The sequence below is a fragment of the Streptomyces sp. BR1 genome, assembly GCF_052373795.1.
GTDB lineage: Bacteria > Actinomycetota > Actinomycetes > Streptomycetales > Streptomycetaceae > Streptomyces.
Genome location: NZ_CM126252.1, coordinates 3,333,390 through 3,351,863, shown reverse-complemented (window position 1 = coordinate 3,351,863; position 18,474 = coordinate 3,333,390). Strand labels below are relative to the sequence as shown.

Here is an 18,474-nt window from a genome sequence, read left to right as displayed (position 1 = left end):
TGACCTGCGCTTGAGCGCCCCGCCCGGCTTGCCTGGGCGGGGCGCTTCGCTGTGTCCGGCCTTGTCACTGGCCCCACGTGAGCCCGAGGTGAGCCCGAGGGTGCGGGCGGCGCGTCGAGGGATGAGCCGGGCGGCCTTCTCTGCGATCTCCCGGTCGAGCTCCGGGAGGAGGCTCGTATACGTGTCCGACGTGAGCGCGATGGTCGAGTGCCGCAGGGTCTCCTTCACCGCGTGGATGTCGCCGCCTCCGCCATGGGTGAGGGTCGCGGCCACGTGCCGCAGGTCCCGCAGCGTGATGGGCGGGAGGTCGGTCGTCGCGAGGATGCGGCGGAAGGTCTCGGAGACCGTCTCGGGGTGCAGCCAGGAACCGTCTTCCTGCGTGAAGACCTTGCCCGTGTCGTGCCACGTCTCGCCCCGCGCGAACCGGGCCCGCTTCATCTCCTCCTGACGCTGCCGATGCGCCGTCAGGACAGTGACGTTCAGGCTGTCGAGCGCGATCGTGCTCGCGCTGCCGTCGGTCTTGGGCTCGGACTCGTACACGTCCCACCCGTCGACCACGAGCTCCTTGGCCGGTGTGATGCTGCCGCCGACGAGGTCGACCTCGGTCCAGTCCTGGCCGACCCCTTCTCCTCGACGCAGGCCGCGCGTGCCGACGAGGTGGAAGAAGGCGTACAGCGGGTCGTCCTCGGCGGCGTCGAGGAAGGTGCCGAACTGCTCCGGTGTCCACACCATCACCGCGCTCGGGATCTCACCCGTCTCGCGCCACCGCCGTACCCGCTCGGTGGTCCACAGGAGAGGCTTGGGGCGCTTACCGGATTCGAGTTCGACGTGAGTGGCGGCGTTGAAGATGATCAGCTGCTCGGAGATCGCGGAGTTGAGCGCGGCGCGCAGGGTGCGCCGGATGCTCTGGCGGGTCGCAGGCCCGGTGATCCTCCGGAACGGCTTCATCTCGGCGAGCTTGGCCCGCTCGGCGGCGAGCCGTTCCCGCTCGGCCGCGACGGGCCGCCCCGGCTTGCTCGGCTTGCAGCGCGCGACCTGTTCGCGTCGCTCCTGGTTCTCCGCCGCGATCACCTCGTTCTCGTCGGCGATGGCGTCGAACATGCGGACCAGGTGACGGACGCTGAGCCGGTCGAGTCGGATGTGCCCGATACGGGGCTTCAAGTGCACCTTGATGTGCGAGGCGTACCCGCTGGTCGTCGTGCGGCGGGTCTTCTTGCCCGCGAGCCACTCGTCGAGCCACTCCCCGACGGTGGTGCGCACGGTGAGGTCCGAGCCGGTCTGGAAACGGCCAACCGTGCGTTGGCCCTCGGCCGGACGAACGGATACTTCATGGCCAAGACCGGCACTTACCCCGTACGAGTCCTCCAGCACGGCCGCGCCTACCGCGTCACCCGCTACGACCTGCTGCGCTACCTCGGACTTGAACCCGCCCCGGCCGACCGCGCGCCCCGAATCCGGCTCTGAGCTCCTTGAAACCCGTACGAGCAGACAGAACGGCGGCACGGGGTGCGAACGACCAAGTCAGCCCCGCACCGCCGCACGGAGATTTCCTCATGAACAAGCGTACTCAGTCGTATCGCGCCGGGGCGGTGACCGCGTGAGCCTCGACGCCATGGACTGGGTATGGACCCGGTCCGCCGCCAAGGGAATCGCCCGCCTCGTCCTGGTGGCCATCGCAGACAAGTGCCCCCGCCCTGACTGCACCGCCTACGCCGGTACGACGATGCTCATGCGGTGCACCAACGCCTCCCGTACGGGCGTGAGGACGGCCGTGGACACGTTGATCGCCTTGGGCGAGCTGGAGATCGTGGAGGGCGCCAGGGGGCCGCGCGGCGAGACCGTGTACCGCCTTCCACACGCTGTCGGCCACTTCCGCTCCGCAATAGATGGATCGGGCAGACGGGGGGCCGGAATCCGTCCCGGACCGGATCGTGTCCCCGATCGGGAACCGACCCCGAGGGGAGCGGAATCCAGCCCCGCCCAGGGCCAGAAGCCGACCCGGGCGGGATCGGATATCTGCCCCCAGAACACAAGGAACCAAGAGCAACACAAAGAACAGCAGTCGCGCGCGACGCAGTCGTCTTCTGCCGTACCGGATGGGGTGGCTGAACTCGTCTCCGCGCTTCAGGAGGCCGGAGTGGCGACCCGCTGGCGTCTCGGCGGTGATGAGCAACGGGCTGTGCTGGACCTGGTCGACCGGCACGGCGTGGAGGCTCTCGTCGCCCGTGCCCTGAGCCGCACCGGACCGGCTGATGGCCCGAAACCTCCCCGGTACTGGCTGAAGGTCTGGGGCGACCTCGATCGCACGCCACCGCCGGACAGCGGGGCAACGGTCATCCCGCTGCGCGCAGCCGCACTCCGCCCCCATCGCGACGTACTTGCCGCAGGACTTGCACTCATCAACGCGCAGGAAGGATTCGCCCGATGAACCACGAGCACGTCGCCGCGCTCCTGCACCACGCGGCTGCGCTCGACAGCCGTCTCCATCGCACGATGGCCACCGACCAGCAGGCCGCCACGCTGATACGCACGTGGACCGACGTGCTGAGAGATATCCCCGCGGTCGTCGAATGCGTGCGCTGGGATGCCGCTGTTGCCGTGAGCCGCTTCTACGACCAGTCGGGGGGCGATCGTTCAGCGAAGTTCCACGCGATCCAGCCGAGCGACATCCGCGCTGCCTGGAGCCCGCACCGAGCGGAGCTGATGAACCGGCACGTGGACCCCACGCCTGCGGCTGACCCTGATGATGTGGGCGCCTACCTGAGCGAGTTGAGAGCCGACCGTGCGGCGGTCGCCAGTGGCCGGGTGGCACCCAGCGGCCAGCGTCGGCTGGGTCCCGCGCCTACAGGCTCACCGAAGGCGTGCACTGCCGCCGGTGGCGCGATTCCCGCCCAGATCCGCCGCGAGCTCGCAGGGGTCCGGGAAGGCGCGCTTAAGACAACTGCCTGACATTCAGGTCGTGCGGCCCGGTATGAGTGCCGTTGATGGCCACAACGGGCACATCGGTGGAAGGGAGCGGCGCCTGATACCCGGAAAGGGCAGAGGAAGAAACGTGCATCCCGTGAGGTGGACGGCCCGAAATCCGCCCTACTTCCGCCCCACCGCCGGTTGGCCGGTAGGCCAGACCGACACGTCGCCCTCGCCCATGGACGGGGGCGACGTGTCGGTGGTGGTCGGATGGCCAGCAGTTACGGCGAAGTCAAATGCTGATCCTTCTCGACGTCCGGGCCACTCTCGGCCAAGGCGAACAGCAAAGAATGTGCGTGCTGCCAGTGGGCCTTCGGCGCCGTCAACGACGCGATCGGCACACCCCCGGGCTGACGTGCGGAGGCTGCGGTCACGCATCGCCAGGAACTCTCGGAGGACCCGGCAACGCAACAGTATTTAGTCCAGGGCCTATTCGCGGCATTCGGCAGCTTGTCTCAAGGGCATCGGATAATTGCAAGGGCGCGGCACTCACCGGGCCATGCTCAGTGCCGCGTTTCTGCCACCCCATTCTCACCGGCGGTCTTCACCAGCCTCACGCGGCGTGGCCGAGACGCACCGTGCGACTGGTGGGACGTGCCGTAGGCACAATCCACCCGGCCCGGCTCGAAAGCATGGCCAGGCCACCCCTCGCGCTGATGAATTACGGACACTCCCCACTACGGCTGAATTCAGAACTGGGCAGGAAACCCCAGCCCCTGGGACGGTTGGGGCCGCCACAAAAAGCATGGCGACGGTCCGAGAAGAGAAAGGGGCGTGCCCGGGATGCCTTTGCCTGAGTCCGTCAGGGACATCGATCTGAACAAGGTCTCCTTCCAGGTGTACAGCGACGACACCAACCTCGACGCGTACAGCCCGAACGAGATGTGGACGCGGGACCCGAGCGACACGAACCAGGTGTGGAAGATCACGAAGGTGGGTGAGGCAGGAGGGGAGGACGTCTACACGATCACGAACGTCGATCCCACCAACCCAGCATTCAGGAACAAGAACATCGAGGCCATAGGCGGCGATGGCTCGAAGCTGAAGCTGGCGGAGCCCAATTCCCAAAAGCTTTCACAGCAGTGGCTGCTGCATGGAGCGGAGGACCGCTCCACCATCGTGAGCCGTAAGAACCAGAGGCTCGTCTTCACGGCGAACGGCATCGACAGTTCGCTGACCCTCACGGAACTCAAGCCCAACGCCGAAAACCAGGAATGGACCCTCTACAACAAGCAGCTGTAAGGTCTCTGGCCCGCGCCGTTGTTCGCGGCGCGGGCCGCATTCGGATTCCGGGACTGTCAGGAGTCATTGGCTCCTGACAGTCCCGGTCGCTATATGGCAGGGAGTCAGCGGGCCTCGGGCGGAGCAAGAGGACTACCCAAAGGCTGGCCGGTGGGCTGCATCCGGCTGCTGAACCGGGGCCTGACCGTGCCGCAGGCGGGCGACCCGATCGAAGGCAACCCCGCCACGGCGTGCGGGGCGGTGTGTCCTTTCACCTGAGGTTCCGACTTGTATGGCGGTAGCTCCCGATGTCCGCGAGACCTGGGTAGAGACCGCTGCCCGAATCGCTCATTACCGCATCGCGGCAAGTCGTGCCCTCAACGATGACGAATCCCCAAACTGGCTGGGCAACGAAGGGCCGGAAGACCGGGAGACGATTCAGCGTATTGCCGCGTCGTACAGGCAGCGCATCGCAGAAGGGGAGGCTCGGCGAACCGAGTGGCTGCTATTGGCTGAAGGCGACTCGGTTGCTGGTGGCGTGGGCTGCCAAGGCGCGCGTCGGTCACGGTCGGGCGAGGAGGACAGCGGCTTTCTGCGCGAGTTCAGGAACTCCGGAGACGTTCTGGTAGCGGGCCAGCCGGACGCGCATGTCTTCAGCCGCGTCGCGGACACGGATGGACTGGACGCCTTCGGCGCAGTCCAGGAATTCGGTCCAGGCGGTGAGGGCACCGTCGAGGTCGCCCTCCTGGAGGTGGATCTCCCCGAGGTGCCCGAGCACGGCCGCGCGAGAGCGGCGGCGGTCGAGGCCGTGGATCTCCAGGGCTGTGTGGAGTTGTTCACGGGCACCGGCCAGGTCGCCCATCCTGGCGAGGATCGTCCCGGATGCGTAGGCCCAGCGTCCGATCGTGAAGTGGGAGGCCCAGGAGTCGCCGGTCGGCGTGGTGGCGGTGCGCTCGATCTGGGTCTGGGACGCGGCGAGCGATGTCGTGGCGAGCCCGTGGTCGCCGTTCAAAGCGGCGGCCTCGGCCAGGGTCGACTGGTAGTAGGCGATCGCCCGGGGGTCGTCGAGGTGCTGGGCGTGGTCCATGCACTTCTCCGACAGGGCCAGCGTCTCCGCCCGGTGCTTGGGGCCGAGACCGATGGCCTGCACGGTCAGCCCCCGCAGGGCGGTGGCCGCGAGTTCCTGCTCGCCTGATTCGTCGGCGAGGCGGTAGGCGTGGGCGTAGTAGTGCCGGGCGAGGGCCTGATGCTTGGTGTCGTCGCCTTCGTCCTGGGCCATCCAGCCGATGAGGTGGGCGAGTTGGGATGTGGCGGCGTACAGCTTCTGCCCGGTGGTCTCGGTGTAGCGGCCGTCCAGCCAGGGGCCCGCGCTGCCGGTGAGATAGTCGATGGCGATCTTCTTGACGTGGCCACCGCCGTATTCGGCCGCGCTGTCGCCCAGCGTCTTGACCATGCGGAGGATCGCGGACACCTCCCCCTGGCCGACCCGGACGGCCGTGGGGGAGGAGTTGCGCACTCGACGCGTGATCGCGTCGGGGTCCGGCACGCCGAGCAGGGACAAGGCTGCGCCGCTGGAAGTGGCAAGAAAACCCCTACGGTCCACGTCGCTCCTCCCAAGAGCCAGAACTGAAGCCACGGTATCGACGACGGGGCCGATCGGCTCTGCGGTATCTGCCACCTGCTCCGATTCCAGGTCCAAGACCTGGATCACGTAGGGGAGCCACCAGTCCGGGTTGCGCTCCCCGATCATCAGCTTCCGGGCGTACTGGCGGGACATGCCGTCAGGACCCCGCTGGGCGGCGAGCCCGAGCGCACGGGCCAGCTTGGAAGGCCCCCAGCCGCGTTCCGCGCATGCCTGCCGGATGAGACGCGCGATGCCGTTCCCTGACTGGTCCATCGCCGTCAGGTCCCTTCTGGACTGGGTTACGTGGGATGACGCGGGGTTACATCTTGGGTCCTATTCGCCTTGCGGGGCTGGCAGTTGACTCGAATACGCCACCGGGTGTTACGGCGCGAATGCCGCGGCTCCCCTTACCCGGTGGTGACGAGGCGGCGGCCCGCACGGGGATCTGCACCGTTTGAGCGGGTCGCCGCTGTCCTCCTCACCTTCCGTAATGGAGACAGCCGTGACTCGGATGTGCCTGCCCCGACCCAGTGCCCCACCCCACCACGCCTCGGAGGGCGTGGCCTGGATGACGACCTTCCTGCTCGTGGTCGGCCTCGCCGGACCGGTGTGGGCCCTGCGTGACCATCTGTCGGCGCCCTTCGCCGACCAGCCCACCACCGTCTTATCGGCACCGGACACGACGCCGAGCTAGGCCGCTCCGGCATCCGGGCCCCACCGGCTCAGTACCGGATGCCGGAGCTCTCAGCGCCGTCCCCGACTCCACCAGCTCGCGGGACGGCAGGGCGTGGCCCGAGCTACGGCGGGCGCGCCCGGTGGTCCCGTTTCCAGCGCCCATCGGCTCGGGCGCTGGAAACGGGATGACGCCACCCATCCCATCCCGACGTGAACCCCATGCCGCAGGAGGCGCCGTGCACAACCGTCGTACCCACCTCGCCCAGCTCGCGGGCCGCACCGTCCTGGTCACCGGCGGGGCCGGACTCATCGGCTCCCGCATCACCGCGCGCCTGCGCGAACTCGGCGCCCGCCCCATCGCCCTGTGCACCCTGGACGCCTATCCGCACCACGTCTACCGCGATCTGTTCGGCATCGACACAAGCGGCCCCGACGTGATCGCCGGAGACGTCCGGGACACGGCCGTCGTCGGCCGCCTCGTGCCCGAGTGCGACTACGTGATCCACGCGGCCGCCCTCGCGGATGTCGCCGCCTGCACCCGCCAGCCCCGTACGGCCATCGACACCAACATCACCGGCACCCAGGTCCTCCTGGACGCCGTCGCCGCCAGCGAACGCGTCCGACGCTTCGTATATGTCTCCTCCGCGAGCGTGTACGGCGACGGGAACCCCGAGGACACCCAGAATCCGGAGCTGCTGACCATGCGCCAGCTCCTGGAGTCCGTGTACGGGCGCATCGCGCCCCAGTTCCATGAGCGGACCACCGCCGTGCGACCAATGTCGGTGTACGCGAACACCAAAGCGTGGGGCGAGGCGCAGACGGCTCTCACGCTCGGCGCGGTCGGCACGTCGTACACGGTCGTGCGCTACTTCTCCGTCTACGGAGAGCCACAGACCGTCAAGCCCGGCAGCCACTCCTGGGTGGTGGCCTGGTTCGCCGCACGCGCCGCACTCGGCCTGCCGCTACACCTCAACGGCGGCGGCCACCAGGTCCGCGACCTGATCCACGTCGACGACGTGGCCGAGGCGACCATCCGGGCGCTGGTGTCGCCGCAGACCCACACGGAGACAGTCAACGTCGGTACGGGCGTGCCGACCAGCATCCGCAAGGTCGCGGAGCTGATCCGCGAGCACCACCCGAACGCCCAGTTCATGGAAACGCCCATGCCACCCGGTGACCCGCTGGGCGGCTACGCGGCCACTCGCCGCATGGAGGCCATGCTCGGCTGGACCCCGAAGGTGACCGTCGCCGACGGCGTCCGCCGGTACGTGGAGTGGCTACGCAAGACCCCCGAGGCGATCCCGGAATGGCTGGACGAACGGGTCGCCTAGATGACCGGCGGACGGCCGAGCCGGGTCATCCGCCACACCGTCGACCACCGCATGGGCCGCCGCTCGCCGCACGGCTGGCGCACCCCTTCGGCGAAACCGCCCGCCCAGGCCCGCAGACCCCCGAGCGATCGCGTACGGGCCAGGGTGAGGGCGGTCCAGGTGCCGAGGTAGACGGGGACGAGAGGAGCGGGCAGGTGGCGCTTGGCCAGCCAGACTCGGTTGCGGGCGGTCATCCGGTAGTAGACGGCGTGCCGGGCTGGACTGGTCTTGGGGTGCTGCAGCAGCAGGGCGGGCTCGTAGAGGACCTTCCATCCGTCGTCCAGGGCCCGCCAGGCCAGGTCGGTCTCCTCGTGGGTGAAGAAGAACTCCTCCGGCCAGCCGCCGATCCGCTCCAGCATCGCCATGGACAGCGCGTGGCCGCCGCCGAGGAACGTGGTCACTTCCCCCCGGCGCATCGGATCGGACGACCGCAGCCGCGGTACGTGCCGCCGCTGCGTCTCCCCGCCCTCGTCCGCGATCCGGAACGACACGATGCCCAGGCGCGGGTCCTGCTCGTACAGGTCGGCGATCCGCCGGACGACGTCCGCGTCCACGAGCAGCCCGTCGTCGTCCAGGTCGACCAGGACGTCCACGTCTCCGTACGCGCGGAGCCGGTCCGTGGCCACGTTGCGGCCGCCGGACACGCCCAGGTTCTCATCCAGTTCGACAGCCGTGACCCAGCCGGGCAGGTCGGGCAGGGGCGATCCGTTACCGACGACCACGACGCGGACCGCCGCCTCGTCCTGCTTTGCCACCGAGTCCAGCAGGGTGGCCAGTTCGGCGGGCCGGTTGCCCATGGTCAATACGGCCACACCCACACGCGGTCGCGTCACGACGACCCACTCCCGTCCTCGGCGGCACCCCCGAAGCCCGTGATGCTAGCGGCTGCGCCAGAGGCTGCCGTCCACCCGGAAGGAACCCCAGCCATGCCCTCCGTCCACATGGCCGACTATGCCCGAGGAAGCAGCAAAGGTGCCCTGGCCATCACTCCGTACGGCGACCTCGCCGCGTACGACCTGGCCAACTTCCTCGCCCAATGGCCCGCCCTGCACGCGGCGGCCCTGGCCCACCTCGGCGATCAGCGCGTCCACCCCACCGCGTACATCCACCCCACAGCGATCATTGGTGACGACGTGATCGTCGGCCCCCACGTCCAGGTCCACGAGTTCACCACCGTCCGCAAGGGCTCCGTCCTGGCGGAAGGGGCTCTGATCGGCTTCAACTGCGAGGTCACCCGGGCCTTCGTCGGTGAGGGCTCAGTCCTGGGCCATCGCATCGGCATCAATCACACGATCACCGGCGCCGGCGCCCACCTGTCGGCCTCCGTCACCGTCGCCGCGATCAACATGTGCGAGAACATGCGCCGCCCCGACCGTGAAGTCATCATGCGAGCTGACTGGGGCCTCTACCGATGCGGCACCGCGCAGTTCGGAGCCCTGATCGGCGACGGCACCCAGACCGGCAACAACATCTCCCTCGGACCCGGCGTCGCCGTCGGCCGTAACTGCCGTATCGACAGCGGCGTAACGCTCGCTGCCCGCGTCGTCCCCGAGTGCAGCGTGATCAGCGCGCCGCATACCGCCGATACGCATGTGCGCGGGCGACGGAAGGTGCGACCGCCGTTGTGAGTCGTTTGGTGGGGCCATCACTCCGGTGGTACGAGATGTCACCGGCGATCACTGGCCCGCGCTTGAAGCGGCTCAGCTGGAGCAGGAGTAGCAGTTCGCTACCAGCTGCTCGGGCGGCCCGCTGCCCCGTAATCCGATCAGCCCGCTGCGGGGGCTGAGGCCGGGATGAAGGGCAGCCAACCAGCCGTGACAAGGTGCGGCTCAAGATCCGGATCAAGCCCGTCCTCAAGGGCGACCTCGGCAAGCTCGCACCCGCCGCTGAATTCAGATGTCTGTCACTGCTCGGCAGCCAGAGCGCGCCCGCGCTCCGCTGTGGGCAGAGGCACAGTGGCGTCCGGCCGCAGCAGTCGCGAGGAGGCGAGCAGTGTGGCGAGCGCCGAGCCCGCCACCATGGCCCCGCCCGCGACGAAGGCGCCGCGTGGCGAGGCGTCGACGAGGAACGGCAGAAGCAGCATTCCGGCCGTGCCCCCGGTGCGGATCACGGTCTGGTCCACGGACATGAGCCGCAGCCGCTCGGCCGGGGCGAACGCCCCGAGGTGCGCCCGCAGGGTGACACTCGTCGCGGGGGTGACCAGGCCGGTCACCAGGGCAAGCAGCATCAAAGCGGGAGGCTGCAACATCAGTCCCATGCACGCCGTCGCGGCACCCTGCACCATCCATGCGCCGCAGTACACGGCCAGCCAGCCACCCGAACGCCGGTTACTGGCCAAGGGATTGCCCAGGAGCGCCCCGACGCCGACAGCAGCCGTCACCAGCCCGTAGACGGCTGCCCCGGCTCCGTACCGGGTGGCGAGCAGCGCGGGCATGCCCACCGCGGTCACGGCCGAGCAGAACAGCGCGACGCCGTGTAGCCCGACCGCCAGCCCGACGCGGGGGTGCGCACGCAGCACCGGCCACGCGCGGACCGCCGACCGTGCCTTGCCGGGCCGCTGCTCGGCCGCCCCGACGTCGGCCGCCGTGGCGTACCGGCGAGCCAGCCAGCCGAGCGCCATCGCAGACACCGCGAATGTGACCCCGTTGAGCGCAAAGAGCTGCACCTCGGAGACGACGAGCAGCAGCAGTCCGATACTTGCCGGGCCCGCGATCCGGGCAATGCGCCCCGTCAGGTCGAGTAGCCCCGTGATCTCCTGCACCTTCTCCGGCTCAACCAGATCGGGCACCAGGGCGCCGAGGTTCGGGTCGAACAGCGCACCGAGCGTGCCGAGCAGCAGCACCCCGCCGAGCAGGAGGGCGAACCCGTGCGAGTCCGGCGACCACAGGAACGGCAATGCGACCGCCACCGCCGCGCGTGCCCCGTCCACCCACGCGAGCGAGGCGAACGAGGAGAACCGGGTGACCAGCCGCCGGCCTACGGTCCCCAGCACGATGTACGGGACGGATTCCGCGACGGCGACCAGGCCCATGAGGGACGCCGAGCCGGTCGACGCATACACCACCCACATGACCGCGAGCGCGTACAGCCGATCTCCGAGGACGGACAAGCTCTGCGCGAGCCAGAGCACCAGTACGGGCCGCCGTCGCAACAGCAGCAGGTAGTTCATGCGTCCTCCGGGGCGGGGCCACGCCAGACCAGGAGCCGAGGCCCCGGTCGAATCGCGGCTCACCCTAGGCCCGTTGGGAGCACGGGTAACGGCGTTCCCTCAGACCTCACACGAACGCGGCACGCCGCCTACAGAGCTTGGCGTGCGGCGTCCGGTCGGGTGCGGCTCGGGGCGCTAACTGCCCCATAAGGAAACTGCCCATACGCACAGGCCCGCGGCTGGCACGAGGCGTCGATCACCGTCACTCATCCTCCCTGTCTCGGGGTAGACCCGGTCCTCTTCCGAGAGCAATGCCCGCAAGCCTGGTGGCAGCGGCGCGGGCCCGGTCGGCTGGCATCGCTTTACGGAAGGTGATGATCTGTATCCATTTGCGGCTGTGCACGTCACCCGTGCGGCGGTAGGCTGGGGACGTCAGCCTGGGGCTCGGTGAACCTGCCTCGATCCAAGTTGGCGCCTTATACGGCGATCCGGATCGAGGGGCACCATGCCCGCTTCCGACGATGTTCCCCTGCTGACCTCATATGCGCACGGAGCGGCCACTCTGGCCACCTTGCGCGGCGAGATCGACATCCTCACGACCCCTGAACTCACCAGCAGCTTGCTGCTGTTGCTCGATGGGCCTTCACCAGACCTCCTCATTGATCTCCGCTCGTTGGCCTTCATCGACGGGACCGGCGTCGCTGCCCTGGCCGACGTGCGCTCCCATGCCGACGACCGCAACGGCCGTCTGCGCCTGATCTGCGTCCACAGGATCACTCTGTGGATGCTGCGCCACCCGTGCCTTGGAGCCGACTTCGACATCCTCGATCACGTTCCGGCCGCCTGACCAGCAGACCTCCACTGGAGGGGCCGGGGCCGCGCCCGTCAACGGACACGGCTCCGGCCCGGCGTCAGCTCCGGGCGCGGGCACATCTCCCGCGGCGCGCGACCCGGCGGACGCCACCGCGAGGAAGCGCGACGGAAGGGGAGCCGCGCGCACCTCGCCCCGGGGGGCACCACCGATGAGATGGTGCCCCCCGGCATGCCGTGGTTCCGGTTGACCGGCGTGTGCGCCCCGCAGTTCGTCCCCCGGCTTCCCGCAGGGCGCACGCCCTGGCCCAGCACCTTGAGGGCTGCGGGAGTTTCTCCCTCGTCGGTGTGCGTGAGGGTCTCGCGGCAGCCCTGTTGATGGGCACGTGCCCCCGCCGTGGGGCCGTAACCCTGTGCGGGTGAGATGGGCGGAGAGCGCGGTGCCGAGAGTGGGCGTCCCGGCCGGACACCACGCTTGCTTCCCGGGCCGTCTTGCCATATGAGCAGGTCAACGCCGCTGGAATGTGAGCCCGATGTGAGCCCGGATGTCTTTGGATCAAGCGTCATGGGGCGGCCTTGGTGGTCAGGCCGTGCGCCCCTTGACCAGCCACAACGGCATAAGCTGGCACGGGCCGTTGATCACCATCACTCGTCCTCCCCGTCTTTTAATCCATTGGTTGTCGGTTCGAGTCCGACATGGCCTACCGGGACCCTTCGGGGTCAGGACCCCCGTCGACACAGGTCGGCGGGGGTTCCGCCGTTCTTGGCCCGTCGGCCCCCCACGAAGACGGCCGGTGCCGTGGTGTCGCCCGAGGGGGCGCGCTCCACGGCACCGGCCGTTTCAGGAACCCCGGCCCGCATGCCGGGGTTGGCCGGAGACGGGGGAATAGTGCTCTCCGGCGCGCCGCGGGCGGCCGGTGTCGAGGACGCAACGTGTTGGCGATTGTCGACACCGGCCGCTGTCTGGGGTGTGTACGCCGACCGGCCCGCGGCACAGGGGACAGTCGCCGTATCCCGGGGGCGGCGGGCGTCGGCGTCCGTTCGGTCGGACGCCCGGCAACCACTGCCACCTGGGTTGATGCGTACGAGACCCGTGAGGGCTTCGTGCGGACCAGTGTGGAGGGATACCCCGCCCCCTTTCCAGGGGGCTGAATTGCAGATAATGATCCAGCCATCAACATTCAGCCCTCGGAGGCCCCAGCTCCTGAGCGAAAGTCCGATCTCCCCGCCCAAGGCCCGCCCCGGCCCACCCACCCGTCCCGCCGAACGAAGGTCCCGCTTTGCCGCTCGCCGCTCGTGACCGTATGTCCCTGAAGACGCTTCTCCAGGAGCGGCGTGCCGCCATTCATCCGGAGTCGGCCGGGTTTCCGCCCAGGCAGGCGGGGCCGGGGCGGCGCGTTGCCGGGCTGAGCCAGGAGCAGATGGATGTCCTTCTGGAGCGCACACCGGGCACGTACAACCGGTTCGAGAACGGGCAACTCAATCCCACCGCCGAGTTCCTGACGAATGTGGCGCGAACATTGCGGCTCAACGAGCAGGAGTGGACGTTCCTGTGGCGGCTCACGCGGCGCGAGTACCCGCCGTACACGCTGAACCGGGATTCGGGGATGTCGGTGCCCGGCGTGTGGCAGCGGGTCGTCGAGCAGATCGAGGGGGCGATGGCCTACATCACCGACGCCGCCTGGAACCTGCTCGCGTACAACGAGGAGTTCGCGGACCTCTTCCCGCGCCGTGAGGTGCCGGACAACACCATGCGCTGGATGGCGCTGGACGCCGAGGCCCGCGAGGAGGTGCTGACCGACTGGGAGTACCGGTGGGCGCCCATGGTGCTGCCGCAGTTGCAGCACGGGGTGGAGATGCGGCCCAACGACGCCCAGCTGCGCCGCCTGGAGGCCGAGGTGCAGGCCGACCCGGTGGCCGGGCCGCTGTACCGGGAGACCGGGGCGAGCGCGATCCCGTACCCGGACGGGTCCGAACGCCCCATCCGGCACAGCCTGTACGGGCCCGGCTGGGTCACCACCTGCGTCGCCGAGCCGGTCACCTCGCCCGGTGCCCGCGTGATGCTGCTGCTCTACACACCGGGTGCCTCGCTCGTGAGCCGCCACCCGATGCTCAGCGCGCCCCTGACGAGCTGAACTTCCCGTACGCGCCGTCCGTACCACCGCACGACCCCGAAACCTGGGCTCTGTTCGAATTCAGAGGAACGAAATCCAGCCGTCTCAACTAGGTTGATATTTCGCCCGTTGGCCTCTCGAAGGGGAGCCCCGTCGTGCCCGTACACATAGCCCTTCCCTCCGTCGTCCTGCCGGAGCACATAGTCGCCACGGATGAGATCTGTGCGGACATACGGCGGGCCCACCCCGACCGGCCGCGGCTTGAGGCGCATCTGCGGATCGCCCGCGCGACCACCGTCCGGACCCGCCGTTTCACCCGCCCGCTGCACGCTCCGACCGTGGCCGGAAACGCCACCATCGAGGAGCGGAACCGGGCCGCGTACGAGGACGCGCTGCGGCTTGCGGCGCAGGCGGGGCGGGAGGCACTCGCGCACGCCGGACTGGAACCGGACGACATCGACTGCGTCATCACCAGCCACACCACCTCGTGGACCGTGCCGTCCCTCGATGTCGCGCTCGTACGGGAGCTGGGCCTGCGACCCGACGTACGGCGGATCCCGATGGCCACCGTCGGCTGCGCGGGCGGCGCGCACGGTCTGGTCCGGGCGCACCAGGACATCGCCGCGCACCCCGGCTCCCACGTCCTCGTCGTCGTCGCGGAGTGCCTGTCCACGGCCACGTACAACCACACGGACACCAGCCGCGAGTCGATGATCTACAAGGTGCTCTTCGGGGACGGCTCGGGCGCGGTCGTCGTCTCCGACACCCCCGCCTGGGCCGGGCCGAGCTTCGTCATCGAGGACACCTTCGAGTACGTGCTGCCCGACAGCATCGACCGCTACCAGGGGCGCCTGTCGGGCGCAGGGTTGCACTTCGACTCCACCTCCGCCGCCACCGCCGCCCTCAACGACAGCCTGCCGGCGGTACGCAAGTGGCTCGGCGGCAGCGGCCGGGCGCTGGAGTTCGCGGTCGTCCACCCCGGCGGGCCCCGGGTCCTGGAGGACGCCGCCGTCGGCTTCGGGCTCAACGGCGACCGCGACCACGGCGACCTGCGGCACGCCTGGGCGAGCCTGGCCGCCAACGGGAACCTCGGCGGCTCGGCCGTCCTCGACGTGCTCGCCCGCACCTTCGCGCAGGCCCCCGCCGACCGCCAGTACGGCCTGATCATCGGCTTCGGCCCGGGGTTCGTGCTCGCCGCGTCCCGGGGGCACTGGTCGGCCTGAACCGGCCCGATGGGGTGGCTCACGCCAATCCGGTACGGAGCACCTCCCCGCATGCCGTACAGTTGTGTTTACCGACGCGGGGTGGAGCAGCTCGGTAGCTCGCTGGGCTCATAACCCAGAGGTCGCAGGTTCAAATCCTGTCCCCGCTACTGAAGTCCACAGGGCCCGGCACATATGTGCCGGGCCCTGTGGCGTTTCACAGAAACTCGTCACTTACGTAAAGTACTGTCCCCATTACCATGCGCGAGCACGCGGCGGGGCTGCTGGAATCGATGGCCCGGATCGGGGCGGCGACGCGGCGGAGAGTGCCCGTCGTGCCGCTGTTCCTCGCCGCGTGCGCGCTGCTGATGTGCGTCTCGTTCCCGCTGCCGCCGGTCGCCGTGCCCTGGCTGTCCGCGCCGGGGCACACCAAGGGCGGCGTCCCGGCCGTGCACGGGCCCCCTGCGACCCGTCGGCACGCCAGAGGGACGTGCGTACGGGGGCTCGCCGGGCCCCGACGGTGCCGGGCGAGGCTCATCGCGACCGGGGCCGACCGCCACTGACCCGGTAGCCCGGTTGGCCGAGGTGCGGTCGCCGTGGCGCACGCCGCCCGACAGCCTGGGTGGGGCACGGAATGTCGGCAGCCCGGCGGACGCGCAGGGAGACGACAGGTGCGGCAGCGAGGAGAGGACGAGGGGCCCGGGCGCCTCGACCAGGTGGCGGGTGCCGCCCGACTGCGGCGGCTCGGCCTCGTCCGCGTCCTGCCCGCGCTGCTCCTCGTCGTCGGTGTCGTCTTCGACGTCTCGACGCCGCCCGATCTCACCGCCGCCGCCCTCTACTCGGCCGCGCCCCTGATCGCCGCCTCGTTCTTCGGCCGGGTCGGCACCGCCGTCATCGGCGCGGCCGCCGTCGGGGCGGTGGTGCTCACCGACGCCTTCCACGACATCCCCAGCACCGCCGAGGCGGTCAGCGAGCTGTTCACCGTGTTCACCGTCGCGATCCTGGCCCTGGTCATCAACCGCACCCTGCGCCGCAGCGGCGAGCGCCTGGCCTCCGCGCGCGTGATCGCGGAGACCGCCCAGCGCGCGGTGCTGCCCAAGCCGTCCGGCCGTATCGGCGGACTCCAGGTCGCCGCGCGCTACGAGGCGGCGCAGGCGGGCGCGTTCATCGGGGGCGACCTCTTCGCCGTCCAGGACACGCCGTACGGGGTGCGGCTCGTCGTCGGGGACGTGCGGGGCAAGGGGCTCGGGGCGGTGGAGGCGGTGGCCGTGGTCATCGGGGCGTTCCGGGAGGCCGCCGAGCAGGAGCCGTCACTGGAGGACGTGGCCGGGCGGCTGGAGCGGGCGCTCGCCCGCGAGGGCACCCGGCGCGACGGCCTTGACGCCTTCGAGGGCTTCACCACCGCCGTGCTCGCCGAGATCCCGCCCGGCCGCGAGTGCGTACGCCTGGTGAACCGGGGGCACCCCGAGCCGCTGCTCCTCCACGCGGACGGCAGGCTCGACGCGCTCACCCCGGCCGACCCCGCGCTGCCGCTGGGGATGGCGGAGCTCGGGGTGTGGCCGGACCGGGCGGACGCGTACCCGTTCCCGCCCGGCGCGACGCTGCTGCTCTACACCGACGGCCTCTCCGAGGCCCGCGCGGCCGAGGCCCCGGGCGACTTCTACGATCCGCACGAGCGGCTGCGCGGCCGCATCTTCCCGGGTCCGGAGGAGCTGCTGGACGCGCTCGTCGACGACGTGCGCAGACATACGGGCGGGGGCGCGAGCGACGACATGGCGCTGCTCGCGGTGAGCCGCCCGGGGGTGCGCCAGCCTGAGCGGCGCCGGACGATGCCGGTGGTGCCATGACCCCGGTCGAGCCGCCTCGTAACCCTTCGTAGCCGAACGGCCCCGCAGTGCACGCCATTTGACGCACTGTCATTAAGGATCAACGGGAACAGCTTGGAAACAGGTCCCGGTGTCTATTAACGTTCGATAACGCAGCGCGGTCGTCCCAGCCGTCGCCTAGGCGGCACCGTGCGCACGCGCCGAATCCCGCAAGGGAACCGGGGAACCACCAACTTGGGGTGAATCGGGCACCTTCGCACTTCTCTGAGGTGCCCGTAGGAGACCTTCCTGCTCCGAACCCGTCAGCTAACCCGGTAGGCGAGAAGGAAGGAAAGGAGTGCGCCCCCGTGGCGTCCAACGAGCCTGCCCTCGGCACCCCGCCGGTTCCCCCCGTCTCCCTGTACGGGGCCCCGCCCAGTGACACCGAGGTGTGGGAGCCGTGGGACCCCACCGAGGAGTCCCTGCGTGCCGTACGCGGCCGGCACCGCGTCGCCAAGCAGCGCGGCGGGCTCGCCCGCAGCTCCACCGTCCTCGGCGTCGGCGTCATCGCGGCCGTCGGCGCGGGCGGCATGGCCAGCGCGCAGACCAAGCCGCCGGTCTCCATATCCCTGCCCGACTCGGTCGCCGACAAGCTCCCGGACGTCAAGTCCCTGCCGGGCGTGGGCACGTTGATATCGGACATCGCGGGCGACGACACCCCGGATACGTCCCCGACCGCCAAGGCCGACCGGGCCGTGGCGAGCGCCCCGCTCACCATGGCGGGCGTCTCAAGGGCCGAGGCCGAGCAGGGCGCCACCGACGCGGGCGAGGCCCTGCGCGCCCGCATCCTCCAGCAGGCCGAACAGCAGCAGAACAACGCCGAGGCCGAGGCCAAGGCGAGTGCCGAGAAGGCAGCGGCCGACAAGGCCGCGGCCGAGGCGAAGGCCGCGCAGACCGCGGCGCAGCAGAAGGCGGCGGCCGAGAAGAAGGCCGCCGAGGAGGCCGCCGCGAAGAAGGCCGAGGAGGAACGCCTCGCCGAGCTCGCCAAGAGCTACTCGCTGCCGGTCGCTTCGTACACGATCACCTCGACGTTCGGCGAGGCCGGTTCGATGTGGGCCTCCGGCCACCACACGGGCCTCGACTTCGCCGCCCCGACCGGTACGCCGCTGAAGGCGATCCACAGCGGCACGGTCAAGTCGGCGGGCTGGTCCGGCTCGTACGGCTACCGCACGGTCATCGAGCTGGACGACGGCTCCGAGCTCTGGTTCTGCCACCAGTCGTCGATCGCGGTCAGCGCGGGCCAGCAGGTCAGCACGGGCGACACGATCGGCCGCGTCGGCGCCACCGGCAACGTCACGGGCCCGCATCTGCACCTGGAGGTGCACACGCCGGACGGCACGGGCATCGACCCGATGGCGTGGCTGCAGTCGAAGGGGCTCAACCCGTAGGTCGGGTGGGGCTCCACCCCGGGTCGGGTGCGGTCCGGGGTTCCCGTCCGGGTTCCGGATCGGGCCGCGTATCCGGAATACCCGTGCCCC

Annotated in this window: 15 protein-coding genes, 1 tRNA gene, 1 pseudogene and 1 riboswitch; of the genes and pseudogenes, 13 read left to right on the top strand and 4 right to left on the bottom strand. The window is 70.0% G+C overall.

Features of this window, described 5'->3' with window-relative positions; all coding sequences use genetic code 11:
• Positions 1-114: 114 nt before the first annotated feature.
• Positions 115-1,257: pseudogene (locus ACT1U9_RS14420) on the bottom strand (site-specific integrase); the annotation flags it as partial.
• A 340-nt stretch (positions 1,258-1,597) separates the two neighbouring features.
• Between ACT1U9_RS14420 and ACT1U9_RS14415 the strand changes: the two are divergent.
• From ACT1U9_RS14415 to ACT1U9_RS14405, 3 genes are all read left to right on the top strand, one after another.
• Positions 1,598-2,428, top strand: coding sequence for a hypothetical protein (locus ACT1U9_RS14415; RefSeq protein ID WP_444538694.1), 831 nt, complete (start codon positions 1,598-1,600; stop codon positions 2,426-2,428).
• Positions 2,425-2,949: a zinc finger domain-containing protein gene (locus ACT1U9_RS14410; RefSeq protein WP_444538693.1), complete on the top strand. Its 525-nt coding sequence runs from the start codon at positions 2,425-2,427 to the stop codon at positions 2,947-2,949. The genes ACT1U9_RS14415 and ACT1U9_RS14410 overlap by 4 nt, the downstream gene beginning before the upstream one ends.
• A gap of 792 nt (positions 2,950-3,741) precedes the next feature.
• Entirely contained in the window at positions 3,742-4,209 is a 468-nt protein-coding gene (locus ACT1U9_RS14405; protein ID WP_444538692.1) for a hypothetical protein, read from the top strand.
• A gap of 541 nt (positions 4,210-4,750) precedes the next feature.
• Here ACT1U9_RS14405 and ACT1U9_RS14400 read toward each other — a convergent pair.
• On the bottom strand, positions 4,751-6,085 hold the full coding sequence (locus ACT1U9_RS14400) for a tetratricopeptide repeat protein (protein ID WP_444538691.1): 1,335 nt from the start codon (positions 6,083-6,085) through the stop codon (positions 4,751-4,753).
• Positions 6,086-6,380: 295 nt separating this feature from the next.
• Between ACT1U9_RS14400 and ACT1U9_RS14395 the strand changes: the two genes are divergently transcribed.
• Together ACT1U9_RS14395 and ACT1U9_RS14390 are read left to right on the top strand one after the other, a co-directional pair.
• Positions 6,381-6,506: a hypothetical protein gene (locus tag ACT1U9_RS14395; RefSeq protein WP_444538690.1), complete on the top strand. Its 126-nt coding sequence runs from the start codon at positions 6,381-6,383 to the stop codon at positions 6,504-6,506.
• Positions 6,507-6,723: 217 nt separating this feature from the next.
• A complete protein-coding gene (locus tag ACT1U9_RS14390; RefSeq protein ID WP_444538689.1) occupies positions 6,724-7,818 on the top strand; it encodes an NAD-dependent epimerase/dehydratase family protein in 1,095 nt (364 codons plus the stop codon).
• Here ACT1U9_RS14390 and ACT1U9_RS14385 read toward each other — a convergent pair.
• The gene (locus tag ACT1U9_RS14385; RefSeq protein WP_444538688.1) at positions 7,815-8,690 is read right to left on the bottom strand and encodes a glycosyltransferase family 2 protein; all 876 of its coding nucleotides are present in this window, start codon (positions 8,688-8,690) and stop codon (positions 7,815-7,817) included. The two genes, ACT1U9_RS14390 and ACT1U9_RS14385, sit on opposite strands and share 4 nt — an antisense overlap.
• A 93-nt stretch (positions 8,691-8,783) precedes the next feature.
• Here ACT1U9_RS14385 and ACT1U9_RS14380 point away from each other — a divergent pair, with 93 nt between their 5' ends.
• Entirely contained in the window at positions 8,784-9,485 is a 702-nt protein-coding gene (locus ACT1U9_RS14380) for a transferase (RefSeq protein WP_444538687.1), read from the top strand.
• 275 nt (positions 9,486-9,760) lie between these two features.
• On the opposite strand, the gene ACT1U9_RS14375 is transcribed toward ACT1U9_RS14380, so the two are convergent.
• Entirely contained in the window at positions 9,761-11,026 is a 1,266-nt protein-coding gene (locus ACT1U9_RS14375) for an MFS transporter (protein WP_444538686.1), read from the bottom strand.
• A 484-nt stretch (positions 11,027-11,510) separates the two neighbouring features.
• On the opposite strand from ACT1U9_RS14375, the gene ACT1U9_RS14370 reads away from it, so the two are divergent.
• The 7 genes from ACT1U9_RS14370 (at position 11,511) to ACT1U9_RS14340 (ending at position 18,384) form a co-directional block, all read left to right on the top strand.
• Complete coding sequence (locus ACT1U9_RS14370) at positions 11,511-11,852, top strand: STAS domain-containing protein (RefSeq protein WP_444538685.1); 342 nt, start codon at positions 11,511-11,513, stop codon at positions 11,850-11,852.
• Between the two features lie 1,267 nt (positions 11,853-13,119).
• On the top strand, positions 13,120-13,950 hold the full coding sequence (locus tag ACT1U9_RS14365) for an MmyB family transcriptional regulator (protein WP_188274911.1): 831 nt from the start codon (positions 13,120-13,122) through the stop codon (positions 13,948-13,950).
• A 134-nt stretch (positions 13,951-14,084) separates the two neighbouring features.
• Complete coding sequence (locus ACT1U9_RS14360) at positions 14,085-15,152, top strand: PhlD (RefSeq protein ID WP_444538684.1); 1,068 nt, start codon at positions 14,085-14,087, stop codon at positions 15,150-15,152.
• A 75-nt stretch (positions 15,153-15,227) separates the two neighbouring features.
• A tRNA-Met gene (locus tag ACT1U9_RS14355) sits at positions 15,228-15,301 on the top strand.
• Positions 15,302-15,391: 90 nt separating this feature from the next.
• A complete protein-coding gene (locus tag ACT1U9_RS14350; protein WP_444538683.1) occupies positions 15,392-15,694 on the top strand; it encodes a hypothetical protein in 303 nt (100 codons plus the stop codon).
• A 108-nt stretch (positions 15,695-15,802) separates the two neighbouring features.
• Positions 15,803-16,978 (top strand): PP2C family protein-serine/threonine phosphatase, encoded by a 1,176-nt coding sequence (locus tag ACT1U9_RS14345; RefSeq protein WP_444538682.1) that lies wholly within the window; start codon positions 15,803-15,805, stop codon positions 16,976-16,978.
• A gap of 167 nt (positions 16,979-17,145) precedes the next feature.
• Positions 17,146-17,293: riboswitch (cyclic di-AMP (ydaO/yuaA leader) on the top strand.
• Positions 17,294-17,304: 11 nt separating this feature from the next.
• Complete coding sequence (locus ACT1U9_RS14340; protein WP_444538681.1) at positions 17,305-18,384, top strand: M23 family metallopeptidase; 1,080 nt, start codon at positions 17,305-17,307, stop codon at positions 18,382-18,384.
• The last annotated feature ends 90 nt before the right edge of the window (positions 18,385-18,474 follow it).

Coding starts and splice junctions, on each gene's coding strand:
- ACT1U9_RS14410 (WP_444538693.1), top strand. CDS start 2,425: ATGAACCACGAGCACGTCGCCGCGCTCCTGCACCACGCGGCTGCGCTC.
- ACT1U9_RS14400 (WP_444538691.1), bottom strand. CDS start 6,085: ATGGACCAGTCAGGGAACGGCATCGCGCGTCTCATCCGGCAGGCATGC.
- ACT1U9_RS14395 (WP_444538690.1), top strand. CDS start 6,381: ATGACGACCTTCCTGCTCGTGGTCGGCCTCGCCGGACCGGTGTGGGCC.
- ACT1U9_RS14380 (WP_444538687.1), top strand. CDS start 8,784: ATGCCCTCCGTCCACATGGCCGACTATGCCCGAGGAAGCAGCAAAGGT.
- ACT1U9_RS14375 (WP_444538686.1), bottom strand. CDS start 11,026: ATGAACTACCTGCTGCTGTTGCGACGGCGGCCCGTACTGGTGCTCTGG.
- ACT1U9_RS14370 (WP_444538685.1), top strand. CDS start 11,511: ATGCCCGCTTCCGACGATGTTCCCCTGCTGACCTCATATGCGCACGGA.
- ACT1U9_RS14365 (WP_188274911.1), top strand. CDS start 13,120: ATGTCCCTGAAGACGCTTCTCCAGGAGCGGCGTGCCGCCATTCATCCG.
- ACT1U9_RS14350 (WP_444538683.1), top strand. CDS start 15,392: ATGCGCGAGCACGCGGCGGGGCTGCTGGAATCGATGGCCCGGATCGGG.